General features: G+C 32.7%; 14 protein-coding genes. 3 read left to right on the top strand and 11 right to left on the bottom strand.

Annotated features, from left to right (window positions below):
* Nucleotides 1-83 precede the first annotated feature (83 nt).
* Nucleotides 84-1,259 carry a hypothetical protein gene (locus N4A57_RS08905; RefSeq protein ID WP_293657646.1) on the bottom strand — a complete coding sequence of 392 codons (1,176 nt, stop codon included), beginning with the start codon at nucleotides 1,257-1,259 and terminating at the stop codon, nucleotides 84-86.
* A gap of 295 nt (nucleotides 1,260-1,554) precedes the next feature.
* On the opposite strand from N4A57_RS08905, the gene ychF reads away from it, so the two are divergent.
* From ychF to N4A57_RS08890, 3 genes are all read left to right on the top strand, one after another.
* Nucleotides 1,555-2,646 carry a redox-regulated ATPase YchF gene (gene ychF / locus N4A57_RS08900; RefSeq protein ID WP_293657645.1) on the top strand — a complete coding sequence of 364 codons (1,092 nt, stop codon included), beginning with the start codon at nucleotides 1,555-1,557 and terminating at the stop codon, nucleotides 2,644-2,646.
* A gap of 161 nt (nucleotides 2,647-2,807) precedes the next feature.
* Entirely contained in the window at nucleotides 2,808-3,581 is a 774-nt protein-coding gene (locus N4A57_RS08895) for a threonine/serine ThrE exporter family protein (RefSeq protein ID WP_293657644.1), read from the top strand.
* A complete protein-coding gene (locus tag N4A57_RS08890; RefSeq protein WP_293657643.1) occupies nucleotides 3,581-4,042 on the top strand; it encodes a threonine/serine exporter family protein in 462 nt (153 codons plus the stop codon). The genes N4A57_RS08895 and N4A57_RS08890 overlap by 1 nt, the downstream gene beginning before the upstream one ends.
* 193 nt (nucleotides 4,043-4,235) lie before the next feature.
* Here N4A57_RS08890 and N4A57_RS08885 read toward each other — a convergent pair whose 3' ends face one another.
* The 10 genes from N4A57_RS08885 to N4A57_RS08840 all read right to left on the bottom strand — a co-directional run bounded on the left by N4A57_RS08885 (nucleotide 4,236) and on the right by N4A57_RS08840 (nucleotide 13,704).
* Complete coding sequence (locus N4A57_RS08885; protein ID WP_293657642.1) at nucleotides 4,236-4,502, bottom strand: HPr family phosphocarrier protein; 267 nt, start codon at nucleotides 4,500-4,502, stop codon at nucleotides 4,236-4,238.
* 1 nt (nucleotide 4,503) lies between these two features.
* The gene (ptsP, locus tag N4A57_RS08880) at nucleotides 4,504-6,219 is read right to left on the bottom strand and encodes a phosphoenolpyruvate--protein phosphotransferase (protein ID WP_293657641.1); all 1,716 of its coding nucleotides are present in this window, start codon (nucleotides 6,217-6,219) and stop codon (nucleotides 4,504-4,506) included.
* A 77-nt stretch (nucleotides 6,220-6,296) separates the two neighbouring features.
* Entirely contained in the window at nucleotides 6,297-6,746 is a 450-nt protein-coding gene (locus N4A57_RS08875) for a PTS sugar transporter subunit IIA (RefSeq protein WP_293657640.1), read from the bottom strand.
* A 14-nt stretch (nucleotides 6,747-6,760) separates the two neighbouring features.
* Nucleotides 6,761-7,783 (bottom strand): hypothetical protein, encoded by a 1,023-nt coding sequence (locus N4A57_RS08870; RefSeq protein ID WP_293657639.1) that lies wholly within the window; start codon nucleotides 7,781-7,783, stop codon nucleotides 6,761-6,763.
* Between the two features lie 43 nt (nucleotides 7,784-7,826).
* A complete protein-coding gene (locus N4A57_RS08865; RefSeq protein ID WP_293657638.1) occupies nucleotides 7,827-8,783 on the bottom strand; it encodes a sugar-binding transcriptional regulator in 957 nt (318 codons plus the stop codon).
* A 26-nt stretch (nucleotides 8,784-8,809) separates the two neighbouring features.
* Nucleotides 8,810-9,088: a PTS sugar transporter subunit IIB gene (locus N4A57_RS08860; RefSeq protein ID WP_293657637.1), complete on the bottom strand. Its 279-nt coding sequence runs from the start codon at nucleotides 9,086-9,088 to the stop codon at nucleotides 8,810-8,812.
* A 55-nt stretch (nucleotides 9,089-9,143) separates the two neighbouring features.
* Nucleotides 9,144-10,208, bottom strand: coding sequence for an L-ascorbate 6-phosphate lactonase (ulaG, locus tag N4A57_RS08855; RefSeq protein WP_293657636.1), 1,065 nt, complete (start codon nucleotides 10,206-10,208; stop codon nucleotides 9,144-9,146).
* Nucleotides 10,209-10,252: 44 nt separating this feature from the next.
* Entirely contained in the window at nucleotides 10,253-11,674 is a 1,422-nt protein-coding gene (locus N4A57_RS08850) for a PTS ascorbate transporter subunit IIC (RefSeq protein ID WP_293657635.1), read from the bottom strand.
* A 267-nt stretch (nucleotides 11,675-11,941) separates the two neighbouring features.
* Nucleotides 11,942-12,427: a hypothetical protein gene (locus tag N4A57_RS08845; protein WP_293657634.1), complete on the bottom strand. Its 486-nt coding sequence runs from the start codon at nucleotides 12,425-12,427 to the stop codon at nucleotides 11,942-11,944.
* A 2-nt stretch (nucleotides 12,428-12,429) separates the two neighbouring features.
* A complete protein-coding gene (locus N4A57_RS08840) occupies nucleotides 12,430-13,704 on the bottom strand; it encodes an AAA family ATPase (protein ID WP_293657632.1) in 1,275 nt (424 codons plus the stop codon).
* Between the last annotated feature and the right edge of the window lie 132 nt (nucleotides 13,705-13,836).

Genomic DNA, 13,836 nt, shown 5'->3' with positions numbered 1-13,836 from the left:
TACCCCTCCTCAATAAGTCCTACTATACAGTATTATATTTAAAATTTACCATCATATCCATATATATGAATATTTTAATGTTTCTAGTTCCATTTTTCAACATTAATTGACCTAATTTTAAATTCTATGGCTTCTATTAACAGATCATCTTCTCCCCAACCCTTAATATACAAGGATTCAATCTCTTCCATATTATTGGCATGATTAATAATTTTATGAACTATATACTGATTATTAATAGTATCTACAATATCTCCAGTATTTACAATAAATATTTTTTCTATTCCATATTGCTGAAGTTGAATTAACAATTTTTCCATATGTTGCCCATTTGGATAATCAAAACCATATAAAATTTTTCGTTCATCATAACCAAGATTCACTAATCCCTTTTTTATTTTCTTCACCAAGGCCCCTTCTTCTTTTATACTTCTATGTTCCACATATTTATTCTCTAGATTTTTAGAAGCCTCTCCTAATAAAATTATTCCTATTTTATTTTTATCTAATCCCTCTTGCCTATTATTAATACTTCTAATAATACTTAAAACTACATTTTTACTAGAGTAAAGAGGTTTAGCAAACTTAAATTCACAATCCTTATAATAGGCCTCTTTCATGGATATGTTATTAATTGTATTGTAATAGACCTTTGACTCTGTTAGTGCTATAGGAACTACTATTATTCTTTTATAATTATTTTTAAATATTTTCTTATTAATTAACTCTTCATAATAGGGTGTATTTTTAGAGTAACCTAAAAACACATCATATCCTTTCCCTAATCTGTTAACTAATTTTAAATATATATTATTACAAATCTGTTCATAATTGCTATTTCCCATACGTTCATATATTCTCTTTCTCTTATATAATTTAAAAGGTGTGGTAAGTATAGGTTTAAATCTTTTATCTCCTTTTATATTTTTTAAAAGTATGGGCAAATTATATTTTTTAGGCTCTCCCTCAAAAACTAATAATACGGCAGTCTTTTCCTTATATTTAAATGTAGCTCTTATAGTCTCTCCTCCACTATCATATGCTAAACGAAAGGAACAATAGCTAGTAATAATAAAACCACAACTAATACAAACTATCATGCATATAAGTTTTTTCATCTTAATTTTTCCCATATTTTTTACTAATAAAAACAAGTTTATAGTAAAAAAAATAATAAAATATCTTTCAACAATTCCAAAGGATTCCATAAGTCCTACTATAACTATTCCAAGGACAAAGGATAAAATATATTTAACCATACTACACCCCCTACTATATTTATATTTAAATTATTGTTTTCATATGCCTTAGGCATATTCAAAAATAAATTAGTCATTTCACTGGTTATTTAAATCATTTTCTTCGTTATAGAATCGCTTACATATGTTTAATATGCTCCCTCACCATTCCTTGAAAATCCTCCAAATTCCTCAGGAAATTAACTAATTTATTTTTTTCATATGCCTTATAGTTGTTGAACTAGTTTTTTATATGGGTTATAATCTAATTTGTATGAATATGTCGTAGAACGAATTTGAAAGGAAGATAAATAGAATGAAATTAGGTATAGTTGGTTTACCAAACGTAGGTAAAAGTACATTATTTAACGCAGTAACTAAGGCAGGAGCAGAATCTGCAAATTATCCATTTTGTACGATAGATCCTAATGTGGGAGTTGTTTCAGTTCCTGATGAAAGACTAGAGGTACTTAGAAAAATATACGATTCTAAAAAATTAGTTCCTACTGCAATTGAATTTTATGATATTGCAGGACTTGTAAAGGGAGCTTCTAAGGGTGAAGGTCTTGGAAACAAGTTTTTATCTCACATTAGAGAGGTTGAAGCTATAGTACATGTAGTAAGATGTTTTGAAGATCCAAACGTAGTACACGTGGATGGTTCTGTAGGACCTCTTAGAGATATTGAAACTATCAACCTTGAATTAATATTCTCAGATATTGAGATTATAGATAGAAGACTTATGAAAGCTAAAAAACTTTTAAAGTCAGATAAGTCATTAAAGGCTGAAGTTGAATTATTAGAAAGAGTTAAAGAAGTATTAGAAAATGGACAATCAGCTCGTGTTCTTGATCTAACAGATGATGAAAAGGAAATGGTTAGGGGATTTAATCTTCTATCATATAAACCTATCATCTACGTTTCTAACGTATCTGAAGATGATTTAATCTCAGGTGAAGAAAATCACATGGTTAAAGAGGTTAAAGAACATGCTAAAACTGAAGATGCAGAAGTAGTTATAGTATGTGCTAAAATAGAGGAAGAGATTTCTCAACTTGAAGATGATGAAAAGGCTGAGTTCTTAGAGGAACTAGGATTATCAGAGTCAGGACTAGATAGACTTATACAGGCTGGATACAGATTATTAGGACTTATGAGTTTCTTAACTGCTGGACCTCAAGAGGTCCGTGCTTGGACTATCAAAATAGGAACTAAGGCTCCTGGGGCAGCAGGAAAGATTCACACTGATATGGAAAGAGGATTTATCCGTGCAGAAACTATCGCCTTTGATGATCTAGTAGGATCTGGTTCTATGGCAGCTGCTAAGGAAAAGGGATTAGTTAGACTTGAAGGTAAGGATTATATAGTTAAAGATGGAGATGTAATTATCTTTAGATTTAACGTGTAGATAAAAGAGTATTGACTAAAGTTTTACCATGAGCAGATAAAAAACACCTCTGATATTTCATTTGGAGGTGTCTTTTATTTAAGTAATAGATTTGATTTTATATAATTCTATGATAATCCACTTTAAATATATCTAAGATCAAAGGAATAAGGAGTGACATCATGACTATAACAGAAAAGAAAGGCATACTAAGAATAGCTCTTTACGCTGGAGAAATAATGCTTAAAAATGGAGCAGAAATATATAGGGTTGAAGATACTATAATCAGAATATGTACATCAAAAAATATAAAGCATGTAAATGCTTTTGTGACACCTACAGGAATATTTGTATCAGATGATAGGATGGATGGTATAAGTTTTATCAAAAGAATTAAAAATCGAACACTAAACCTTCATAAGGTATCTATGGTAAATGATTTTTCAAGGGATTACGTGAACTCTACTATAGGAGTGGACAAAGCCCTATCTCAATTAAAACAGATAGATAAGACAGCTAAGTATCCTCTTCTAATGAGAGTTTTCTTTACGGGGGTTATAGGTGGTTTCTTTTCACTTATATTTGGTGGTGAATTTCTAGATTTTGTATCTGCATTTATAATATCCATGATATCTATATACATGGCAGATCAAATAGATAAGATAAGTGATACTTCTTTTTTATCCACAATCCTAGCATCCTCTACCATAGGCCTACTTGGCATAATATTTACTTTCATTGGAATAGGGAAAAGTTTAGATATGATAATAGTTGGGTCCATTATGCCCCTAGTTCCTGGAGTATCCTTTACAAATGGTCTTAGGGACTTTATATCGGGGGATTTACTAGGAGGTCTTGCAAAAATATTTGAGGCCATATTCACAGCCATATGTATAGCCGTTGGAATAGGTATAGTATTCCAACTATGGGTTCACTGGTTTGGAGGTGCATTCTAATGAGTTTATATCTTCACTTTATTTACTCTTTTTTAGCAACAATGGGATTTTGTATATTTTTTAATGTTCCTAAAAAAGATATTTTATACGGATCTATTACGGGAAGTATTGGTTGGACATTATACACCTATTTAAATGGTATAACTAATTCAGCTTCCTTATCAAGCTTTATAGGAGCCACTGTAATAGGTCTATTAGGAGAAATATTTGCAAGAACAAACAAAAAGCCTGTCACCGTATTTATAATCCCAGGTATTGTTCCTCTAGTTCCAGGTTATGGTATGTACTTGACCATGCTAGATATTATAAACAATGATTTTTACAGTGCTGCCAAAACTGGCAGTGATACCATATTTGTGGCTGGTTCCATAGCAATAGGGGTAGTACTAGTTTCATCTACTTCAAAACTATTTAAGAAAATCCGTCTAATTTCTAAAATCCCTTTGCTGAAAAATAAATAGTGGCTACCTTAGTGAATTATTCATAATATAAAATAGGTCATAGCATAGCTATGACCTATTTTATATTATGAATCTATTCTATCAATTAATTCATGATTTTTTTAATAATTTTCTTAGCCGTTTCTATCTTACCTTCAAATATCTAGATAAATACTAACACCTCTAACATTTGACATAAAGCCATGGATTACTTCTATTTTACAATATTATTTTCAACTAATGTGGATTCCAACGACAATAACATTTCTTCCGAACCCTCTCCATCAACCGCAATTGAAAACTCACTATTTTGTTTAATACCCAAAGCCATAATTGACATAATGGACTTCAAGTTTCCTTCTTTTTCAGCAAACTTGATTTTCACATCTCCTTTGTATGACATTACCTTTTGTGACAATATTGATGCAGGTCTTGCATGTATACCCGCAGGATCTATAACTCGAAAACTCTTAACTACCATTTTATTTTCCCCCCAATGTCTTTTTTACTAATTTTATAACGGCTTCATTTGTATCTTTCATGAGTGCCTCACTTGCCAATGTTTCCATCTCAGTCTTTGTTAGGCCTTTAATAATATCCCTTGCTGGTAAAATACTCGATGCACTCATGGAAAATTCATCCAATCCCAATCCTAAAAGTAACGGAATGGCAATCTCATCTCCTGCCATCTCACCACACATACCAACCCACTTGCCTTCACTATGTGCTGCATCAATCACAAGTTTAATTAATCTCAGTAATGATGGATTATACGGCTGATAGAGGTATGATACCCTTTCATTCATTCTATCCGCTGCAAAGGTATACTGAATCAAATCATTTGTGCCAATTGAGAAAAAATCTACTTTTTTAGCGAATTGATCAGCTAGTAGTGCCACTGCAGGTATTTCCACCATAATCCCTACTTCCAAATTCTCACTCACATTTTGTCCTTCAGAAATGAGTTCGGCCTTTGCTTCTTCTAAAATACGCTCTGCCTGCCTAAAGTCTTCTAATGTTGCAATCATCGGAAACATGATCTTAAGATTGCCAAAGTTACTTGCTCTTAGAAGAGCTCTTAGTTGGGTCTTAAACATCTCTTTCTTTTCGAAACAAAGTCTCACTGCTCTGTGACCCAAGAAAGGATTTAATTCATGGGGCATATCCATATACTTCAGTTCCTTATCTCCACCAATATCCAATGTCCTAATTACAACAGGTTTAGGATTCAACCCTTCAAGAACTGACTTGTAGGCTTCGAACTGCTTCTCTTCTGTGGGAAAATCATCTGAATCCATGTACAAAAATTCTGTTCTGTAAAGTCCCACACCCTCACCGCCGTTATTCATTACCCCTTCAAGGTCCTTGGGAGATCCAATATTGGCAGCCAGTTCCACATGGTGTCCACAGGCTGTTACTGTGGCCTCCTCCTTCAACATGGCCCATGTTCTCTTTTGATCTTCATATGATTTTGCTTTTCTTTTATATTCATCAATTAGATCTTTACTCGGGTTGATTTCAACAATCCCTGATAATCCATCTAGTATTACTATATCACCATGATTTACATCATCCATGATAGTCTTTGTTCCTACAATGGCTGGAATTTCCAATGTTCTTGCCATAATAGCACTATGGGAGGTTCTTCCCCCTATATTAGTGATAAAACCCTCAACTAAATCCTTATCCAATTGAGCTGTATCCGATGGTGTCAAATCTTGCGCAACCACAATAACAGGTTCATTGATTTGTTTAAAATCTACCAGTTCAACCCCCAAGATATGTGCCAGTACCCTTTCTGATACATCTCTGATATCTGATGCTCTTTCTTTCATATAAGCATCGTCCATCATGTCAAATATCATTGCAAACTGTTCGGATACGGCTTTAAATGCTGCTGCAGGATTCAGATGCTCAGATTCAATTTTTTGAACCGTTTGGCTGTATAGTTCAGGATCCTTAAGAATCTGAATATGGGCATTAAAAATCATACCATGATCCTCATCAATTCTTCTGATTGTTTCATCCCTTATGATTACCAGCTCCTGTTCGCTTTTAGCAATAGCTTTTTTAAGCAATCCAAAGGCTTCTTCCTTATTCTCTGTCTTTTTATCTGTTATAACCATTTCTTTTTTTTCATATTTGAAAACCTTACCAAAGGCAATCCCACTAGAAGCTGCTATGCCTTTAAGACTCATATTATCACACCCTTACACTACTCTTTTAAAAAAGGGTACGCTGGGAAGCATACCCTTAATGCTTTATTTTTTTGCTCTTAGATACTAAATATACTCAATATGTCATCAACTGAAGATGCATCAAATATTGCCTTGTTTTTAACTTCATCAGATAAAACACCCACAAGTGCTTGAAGCATCTGTAAATGCGAATCCGAATCGACACATGATAAAGTTATTAACAAACTCGCTTTATAATTTTCATCTTTATCTTCAGTAAAATATACTGGTTCATTTAATTTAAGAACACTAAAAGCCATTTTATTAGCTCCAGCTTCAGGTCTTGCATGAGGTAAAGCAACCATAGGCGCTATGACTATATATGGCCCGTGTTCTGTAACAGAGTTAATCATCGATTCAATATAAGACTTTTCAATATCTCCATTTGCTAGCAACGGTTGCGCAGATACTTTAATCGCTTCTTGCCAACTTTCAATTTTATCTATAAGTTGAATATAATTTTTACTCAATTTAAATCCATTAATCATAATTTCCCAACTTTCTATACTGTTATTTCATAAACTGCATATTCACCTATTTGTCTGTTAGCAGCTAGGATTACATCTTTATCTTCTAGATTTATAACTGAAATATTACTTGGACCACCTGTATTATCAATTACTGTTTCAACAAATTTTCCTTTATCATAGGTGAATAACACAAGATCCATGGTTCCTTTTCTACCACCTATGATAAAACTTGGTTTTCCTGCTATAATGCCTCCCCAAACCACATGGCCAAATTCAAAATCCCTCTCATAGACCACTTGCCATTGATTATCTATTTCTTTATAAATTTTACCTTTATCGCCATGGAATAGTTCAATTGTAGCAATTTCTGTATTACCATCACCATCAATGTCACAAAGTGCACAATCTGATACCTCATGATCAAATAATTGTTCTATAATCCATTCATCGGTTTTCTTTTCTGGAGGATAGGCAATAAATATACCTTCAACACCTGTTATAAAAAAAGCTCTTTTGCCCTTCCAATTTCCAGCACAAAATCCATGGTTCTTTGTAATGCCATCATAAACTGTGGTAAGTTCAAAGGCCTTTGTTAAATCATCGTGAAATTTACCAGTCACTATGCGACCTGGATCCGACCAGTCTTCTTTAAATGCCTTTGAATTACAAAGCATACCACCGATCAAATGTAATTCATCATCAATCATGAATAAGTCAAATCTATGAAGATATGGAATCCTCATTATTGGTGTTACTGTCCAATTATTATCTTTATCTAAAATGGCATGAACAATTTCACATTCAGCTGAATTAAAAGTTGGCAAAAATTTCTGTGTGGCAATAAACTCGTTTTTCCTACCAGGTACTGGAATAATATTCATTGTACCCCCTGGTGCATCCCAAATCACAGTTTCTTCCAATGTATTCGCTTTGATTGCCCTACATTCTGATGCACCTTCAGATGCTACAATATAATGCAACTCATCATTAATCTCCATTATACAAGTTGCATAAACTCGCTCTAATTCTCCTAATTTTTTTTTCTTTATCTTCATTAAATCTTCCCCCGTTGCATAATCTATCTCAAAGTTTCAAATTTTAATATTTTTCTTTCTCATGTAACTCAAGGACTTTCCTAATCGTTTCTTCGTCTGTTACTAGTGTTTGTAAAAGGCCACCTCTTAAAGCAGCAAGTATAGGTCTACTTTTTCGCTTTCCTGAAGCTATAGCAAAGATATTTTGTTTATGAATATTTTCAACACTCATTCCTATAACACTATCATTGATTTCACACTCAATAAACTTTCCATTTTTATCAAAGAAACGGGCTAATATAAAGCCCACTCCTCCACTTTTTTTGACTGAATCCTTAATATCTTCACCTAGATAATTGCTCCATAGAACTTGAAGGTTATCATTATCCATAGTACCAATACTCGTTAAAATCAAATCACATTCATTTGCTTTTTCAAGAGCATTTTTAACGATAGGTGTATTTATAATTGTGGCTCTTGCATCAGGTTCAAATATACATACAGGTGCAGGTAAAGGGTACAGTATTGCATTTAATTTATTGCAAATTTTCCTACCAACGCTATTGGAATCTAATTGGTTCATATCATAACTAATGGCACCAAATAGTTCTATTACCCTTATATTATTGTAGTAATGATTAACTAGATATTTGGCTGTCATACCCAAATGACGTCCCCAAGAGATGCCTAATGTCAAATCGTCTCTAAGATAATTAGTTAACTCTAACGAGGCAACCTTACATACTTCTTTTAAAGTTTTCATTTCATTCTTTAAGGTTTTCGTTATAATTACAGTCTCCACATCAAAATTACTCTTAATTTTCGCTTCCAACATATCAAACGCTTCACTATCATAATTGATTTTAATATCTACTATTTTCTTTTTTCTTGCCTTTTTCAATAATCTAGAAACCTTTGATCTCGATATTAACTTTTCCTTTGCTATTTGACTTTGAGTCATATCTTCTAGGTAATACATAACGGCAATATCAAGTATCAATTGATGTTCTTCACAATCCATTAACTCACCTCTTTTGGGATTAACTTTTATTCCATTGCCTCAATCAGTTTTTCTTTTAATTCATCCTCAGAAAGTATATTGACAAGACCAATTACCTTTGGACCAATTACATTGTCAAATTCTTTCAAAAACATTTTTGAAATAACTATGAAATCAAATTTACTCGCTTCTGATTTTGCTTGTCCTATGCTAGAATGAGTGATATCACAAGGTATATTCATATCTGCAAATACTTTTTGAACTTTCATTTTAACAATTAAACTTGACCCTACTCCATTACCACACGCTACTAATATTTTTTTCATAATTACCCTCCAATTTTTCTATATTATTAATCCTTTATTCTTAAATACCTTAAATCTATAGCAAAGATTTAAATGGTAAATCTGGTTCAGTACCAAAGGCATCTTCAAAGCCTCTTCTATACATGTATTCCATATCATCTTTATCATTAGGCCAAGTGAATTTACCTCCAACCTGCCAAATATATGGTTTAAATCCATATTTCAAACGATCTTTTTTCATATGCCACAAAGTAGTGATTTCTTTTGGATCAGCCATAAAATTCGTCCAAAGGTCATGATGAATAGGAATAACTACTTTTGTATTCAAACATTCAGCCATTCTCAAAATACCTTCAGCAGTCATTTTGTCTGTCATTCCTCTAGGGTTTTCTCCAAAGGATCCTAAGGCAACATCAATTTTATAATCATTTCCATGTTTTGCATAATAATTTGAGTAATGGGAATCACCACTATGATATAAACTACCTCCAGGGGTTTTAAACAAGTAGTTTAACGCCTTCTCATCCATATCTAATGGCATCTTGTCTTTTAAAACAACGCCCTTTGGTGCTGTTACTAATTCAGTTCTGTCAAATGAATCCAGAGCAACAATTTCAATGTCTTTCACTTTATAAGTCTCACCTGGCAACAAAGTGACTAATCTAGCTTCTGGTACTCCCCATTCTCTCCAAAGATCTGTACAAGCTTTTGGACCAATGAATTTCACAGAATCATCCGTATTTTGACAAACAGCAGCTGCAACATTCTCATCAATATGATCTTTGTGGTCATGAGTAGCCAAAACCGCATCGATTTCCTTTATTTTAAAAGGATCAATAACAACAGGTATATTCCTTAAATTTGGTTGTATTTCCAATGCACCAATCATTCTACGATGTTGATGATGTGGTGGCATTGGCGGTTTATTCTTAGTTGTTTTTCCTGTTTTCACCCATAGATCCACTAATACATTGCAGTTGCCTTCACTTTTCAACCATATGCCTGTACATCCCAACCACCACATGGAAAATGTTCCCGGTTGAACAACAGTGTTTTCAATTTCTTCATTAAGCCATGTTCCCCATTCTGGGAAAGTACTCAATATCCAACTTTCTCTTGTAATCTCATTTATAACACTCATTATTATGCCTTCCTTCTATTAAAAATATGATATTTGCAAATAGCTTATTGATCTCTCATTGTCGTAAAATAAGTTTCTTTATATCTTCTATATTGTAACTGGGGAATAACTAATAATATTGGAATTAATCCTATTGGTACAATAATTCCTAAATAACTAGATAATACAGTTGTACCTGCAAAGAATGTAGCCCAATCCATCATACCCATCCAACCAATAACCTCAGGTGGACCAACTAGGTATTGTAATACCCACGCAGAACCAAATACTTGAATCAAACCACAAATGAAAGGAATAATTGCAGCCGCTCTTCTACCACCTGCTTTATTAGCATATACCGCTAATGTTCCGTTATCAAAGAATAGACAAATAAAACCTGCGATTAGTAGAATTGGTGAACCTATTGCTACTAGCATTAAGATACCAATCAACTGCCCAAAGAATCCAAAGATAAAACCATACATTGGTCCTTGTGGGGAGAATCCAAATACAACTGGACAATCCACAGCTGGTACAGCTCCTTTTAAAAGCTTATTTGAAATTCCATGGAATGAATTAGTTAATTCCGTAACAAACAACCTTACCCCTGTTAAAACTATTGTGATGTATACTGCAAAATATGCACAGGTTTCCCAAATGTATGTTGCGAAAAAATACTTATCTCTATTGTAATCAAAAGATTCCGCACCAATAAATACCATAATTGACCCAACAAACATAGTCATAATCAATGCATTAGCCACTATATTGTCATTAAAAATAGATAAGAATCCAGGTGCATTAATTGTATTAACATCACTATCCGAATTACCTATTTTCTTTGATAGATGATATGTTAAAAATGTTGTAAACATCTGTTGATGCCCTACTGTAAAGCCAGAACCCTCCGATACCTCTTGAGTAGGTTCAATTATTAAATTAGACCCAACTGACCAATACGTACCTAAAAATAGACCAACTGCAACTGTCAAAGCTGTAGATACTGGTTCGCCTGTTGTCCCTTCAATTACCCAATAAAGAGCCCATAAGAGAACTGCTGATTGCTGATACATAATGTGACCAGTAATAAATAATGCTCTAATCTTTGTCTGTTTTCTAAATGCTACTAAAATAATGTTCCATATAAAAGCTATTAACATAACATATCCAACAAACGATAATGAATTACTTGTATTCAAAAACTCTGTTGCAGACGTTTGCCCGAAGTATGGATCAATAACAAATGCATCAATCCCATATTTAGCCGATAAATTTGTAATAATTGGTCTAAAAGTCCTTACAAGACCGCCTGTCCCTACTTGAAGAATTTTAAATCCTACAAATGTTTTAATGAAACCCTGTAAAGCCTCGTACCATTTTTTCCCTAATAATAAATAACCAATGAAAACTATACTTCCTAAAAGTAAAGGTGCTTGACCTAAAAACTTATTGATAAAAATCATAAATCCAGAAATAATTACATCCATGATAAGTCTCCTCTCAAAATTAGGTTATTAATAGACGTCTATCTATAAACCAATCATATCACATGATCGATTTTTTTCCCATAATCTCGACTTTTCTCGCACATATGTGCAGTTTTTTTTCATAAAAGGAGTTTGACTTTGATAAAGAGAATTAGTTATGATAAAGAATTTCAAGGAAATATTATAAAATTTCATTTAAGGGTGTTTTTACCATGCTAAATATGCTAAAAATCCCTTACATAATCACTTGTAAGGGATTTTTTTATACTATCTCTTTCTTCTTCGCTTTGTAGTCATTTTTTCTTCATAAGCTGCTAAATGTCCATCTAAACTCCATATTCTTATGAATCCTATAGCAGGTACAGATTCCTTATATTTATTATATGCTGATACAATAGATAAATCACCAATTCCAGTTCCCTTCATGGCCATATCAGGAAAATTCTTTGAAAAATATAATAAATCGTCTCTAGTAATTTCACCTTCATAATAATCCCAAGGAGCAACTCCATTAGCCATATCTTTTAGCATTTGTGCCATAGCTTTTCCTTTAGATCTTCTTATATTGCCGTCACGAATATGTGCTATATGATTACCCGTTTCTATAATAGTAGCTAAAGGTAAAAGAAGTGTATCTGTTTGGCTATTTTTGAGCCCCTCATATTCTTTTAATACTACTTCTCTATGGGAATTCCTATTTGGAATATCTAGTATATTTACTAAAACAGAGGTATCTATAAAATGTACATTCATATTTATTCCTCCATCCAAGCATATTGATTTTTTCGTATTTTCTTATTGATTATTGCTTTGTGAACTTCATTTTTTTCTAATAAGTCTCCTAATTTTCCCTTTGCCATTAATTGAGGATATTTATTTATATCTACTAAAGAAACAAATTTACTACTTCCTGATGAAAGATTTCTATAACATATAACAACGCCTAGTAAATTTTCCTTATTTACTGCGTTAAGTAAAGCTGTATTATGGGTAGTTATCAATGTATCTATATTTCTTTCATGGGATACGGTGGATATAATATCTATAAGTTTAGATGCTCGACTCGGATGAATACCATTATTTACTTCTTCAATAATAATCATAGACCTCTCTTCTCCTTGAAGTAATGCTCCTACTATTGATAACGCCCTTAATGTTCCATAACTTAATTTTTCAGCTTCAATATCATATTTATTTTTTCCAACTTTTTCTTCAACCTTAAACATTACATCCCCAATTGATGTTATATCAAAAGAAATATCTATAAACTCACTTTCTGGCAAAGACCTCATTATATCTAATATTTTTTCTTTTTTTTCCTTCTCTTTGCATAGGTGATTCAAAACAGATGGCAAATTAGAACCATCAGGCTTCATTTCAACATCATTTATTCTTGAATATACTTCAATCCTAGCTGGTTCTGGATCAAAGAACAATATATTTCTCAACCTTTTAATAACATGACCAATCTCTGAAACAATAGTTTTCTCCATTTGACCGTTTAAAGGTATTTTAGTTGATAACTGACTAATTACAGAAGAAAAACCCATACACTCAATAATTGGATTTGGTCCTCTCTTCCCGTTATCATATTCAGCTCTTATAACACCCACATACTCTGTAATATTCTTTGTATTAAATATATTTTTCTTCCTAGTCTCTTTTTCAGTATAAGAAATCCTGTCTAGTCTTTCTTCCTTAACATAAATTTTTTCATCTACTTTAATCTTTACTTTGTACTCTAAATCAGTATTTTCATCATATCCTACAATACACCCTAACACAAAATAATTAGAATTGAGTCTTGGGCAAGCTTCACTCCCCCCTCTAATCCACCCTTTAGAGTTTTTCGTTCCGTCTAATATATCCGAAATATCCCTGCCCGTTACAAGCTCTGACAGTATTTTAATCCCCTCTATAGCATTAGTTTTACCACCCGCATTAGCTCCAACCATAATTGTTAGTTGTTCCATATCCAATGTGGCCTGAGCAAAGCTTTTGAAATTTTCAAAGATAAAACTCTTAATCAACCAAAACACCTTCCTTTAGAAGTTATACTTTCCTTTTTTCTCAAGTACTACTGCTTTATATTCTATAATATACCTAAATCCTTCAATATTTATTGTTAAAGATTTCAATGAAAAACCCATACTTCTATTTAA

This window comes from Anaeromicrobium sp. (assembly GCF_025210435.1).
GTDB lineage: Bacteria > Bacillota > Clostridia > Peptostreptococcales > Thermotaleaceae > Anaeromicrobium.
The sequence above is the reverse complement of the archived record's forward strand: the minus strand, read 5'-3'. Positions and strand labels throughout refer to the sequence as shown.

Coding starts and splice junctions, on each gene's coding strand:
- N4A57_RS08905 (WP_293657646.1), bottom strand. CDS start 1,259: ATGGTTAAATATATTTTATCCTTTGTCCTTGGAATAGTTATAGTAGGA.
- ychF (WP_293657645.1), top strand. CDS start 1,555: ATGAAATTAGGTATAGTTGGTTTACCAAACGTAGGTAAAAGTACATTA.
- N4A57_RS08895 (WP_293657644.1), top strand. CDS start 2,808: ATGACTATAACAGAAAAGAAAGGCATACTAAGAATAGCTCTTTACGCT.
- N4A57_RS08890 (WP_293657643.1), top strand. CDS start 3,581: ATGAGTTTATATCTTCACTTTATTTACTCTTTTTTAGCAACAATGGGA.
- N4A57_RS08885 (WP_293657642.1), bottom strand. CDS start 4,502: ATGGTAGTTAAGAGTTTTCGAGTTATAGATCCTGCGGGTATACATGCA.
- ptsP (WP_293657641.1), bottom strand. CDS start 6,219: ATGAGTCTTAAAGGCATAGCAGCTTCTAGTGGGATTGCCTTTGGTAAG.
- N4A57_RS08875 (WP_293657640.1), bottom strand. CDS start 6,746: ATGATTAATGGATTTAAATTGAGTAAAAATTATATTCAACTTATAGAT.
- N4A57_RS08870 (WP_293657639.1), bottom strand. CDS start 7,783: ATGAAGATAAAGAAAAAAAAATTAGGAGAATTAGAGCGAGTTTATGCA.
- N4A57_RS08865 (WP_293657638.1), bottom strand. CDS start 8,783: ATGGATTGTGAAGAACATCAATTGATACTTGATATTGCCGTTATGTAT.
- N4A57_RS08860 (WP_293657637.1), bottom strand. CDS start 9,088: ATGAAAAAAATATTAGTAGCGTGTGGTAATGGAGTAGGGTCAAGTTTA.
- ulaG (WP_293657636.1), bottom strand. CDS start 10,208: ATGAGTGTTATAAATGAGATTACAAGAGAAAGTTGGATATTGAGTACT.
- N4A57_RS08850 (WP_293657635.1), bottom strand. CDS start 11,674: ATGGATGTAATTATTTCTGGATTTATGATTTTTATCAATAAGTTTTTA.
- N4A57_RS08845 (WP_293657634.1), bottom strand. CDS start 12,427: ATGAATGTACATTTTATAGATACCTCTGTTTTAGTAAATATACTAGAT.